Origin of the sequence: Streptomyces katrae, assembly GCF_000966975.1 — a bacterium.
Classification (GTDB): domain Bacteria; phylum Actinomycetota; class Actinomycetes; order Streptomycetales; family Streptomycetaceae; genus Streptomyces; species Streptomyces katrae.
On sequence record NZ_JZWV01000763.1, the window covers coordinates 1 to 1,327 of the forward strand.

1 protein-coding gene is annotated in these 1,327 nt (G+C 75.4%); it reads right to left on the minus strand.

All coding sequences use genetic code 11. The features are described 5' to 3' along the window. Positions 1 to 51 precede the first annotated feature (51 nt). Positions 52 to 1,119, minus strand: coding sequence for a type III polyketide synthase (locus VR44_RS26030; protein ID WP_045950034.1), 1,068 nt, complete (start codon positions 1,117 to 1,119; stop codon positions 52 to 54). Between the last annotated feature and the right edge of the window lie 208 nt (positions 1,120 to 1,327).

Genomic DNA, 1,327 nt, shown 5'->3' on the forward strand with positions numbered 1-1,327 from the left:
GGGGTCGAGGGGATCAGGGTCTGGAGTGACGGGAACAGCGGCATGGGCACCTCACCAGCGCAGCAGGACGAGTTCGGAGGCGAAACCCGGACCGAAGGCCAGCATCAGCCCCGTCGATCCGGGCGCGGGCGGCCCGGCGGCCTGGACGGCGCCGAGGATGTGCAGGACGGACGCGGAGGAGAGGTTCCCCACGGAGGCCAGCGAGCGCCGGCTCGCCGCGAGGGCGTGCCCGGGCAGCCCCAGGGAGCCGGCCAGCACGTCGAGGAGCTTCGGGCCGCCCGGATGGCAGATCCAGACGTCGATGTCGGCGGGCTTGAGGTCGTGCCCGGCCAGGAAGGACTCGACCTCCTCCGCCACGTGCAGCCCGACCAGCCCGGGCAGCTCCCGGCCCAGCACCATGCGCAGGCCCCAGTGGCCGATGTCCCAGCCGAGGAGGTGCTCGGTGCCCGGATAGAGGCGGCCGCGCGCGTCCACCACCCACGGCCCGCCGCCGCCCGCGCCGTCGTGTCGGGGGTGCTCCGCCCCCACCGCGACCAGGGCCCCGCAGCCGTCGCCGAAGAGGGCGCCCGCCACCAGGTTCGCCATCGAGGTGTCCGTGGGTTGCAGGGTCAGCGAGCACAGCTCCGTGGACAACAGCAGCGCGGCCTGCCCGGGGCGTCCGGCCAGCTGCTCGTGCAGCATACCCAGCCCGGCGGCGCCCGCCGCGCAGCCCAGCCCGAAGAGCGGGACGCGCCGCACCCCGGGCCGCAGTCCGGTGCGGGAGACGAGCCGGGCCTCCAGGGACGGGGTGGCCAGCCCGGTGACGGTCGTCGAGAGCACCAGCCCGATCTCCGGCGCCGCCAGGCCGGCCCCGGCGAGGGCGCCGCCGACCGCCTCGGCGCCGAGCTCCAGGGCCGTACGGAGGAAGAGGGCGTTCGTCGTGCCGAAGTCGGAGTCCGGGCCGTAACGTTCCAGCGGCAGCGCGAGATGGCGGTGCCCGACCCGCGCCGAGGCGTGCACCCGGCGCAGCAGGGCGGCGTCCGCGCCGGGCGGCAGGCACCGGACCAGTGCCTCCGTGATCTGGGCCTGCGGATACCGGTGGGGCGGGAACACGCTGCGCACCGACAGGACACGGGTCATTGGCCCAACATAGGGAAGAAAGGGGCGAATCATGCTTAAGCGCGCGAAAGGGGCCGACTCGACGTGCCGTCACGGAGTAGCGTGACGCCGTGCCCGCCCGCTCTCCCGCCTTCCCCCTGCCGACGGTCCCGCTGGGCGGACTGCTGCGGGCCTGCCACCCCCTGCCGGCCACCGCCGTCACCGTCTTCGCCGCCGTCCTCGCGGCCGC

What these genes read in the sequence shown, in the direction of transcription:
- VR44_RS26030 (WP_045950034.1), bottom strand. Translation starts at nt 1,119, where the DNA reads ATGACCCGTGTCCTGTCGGTGCGCAGCGTGTTCCCGCCCCACCGGTAT.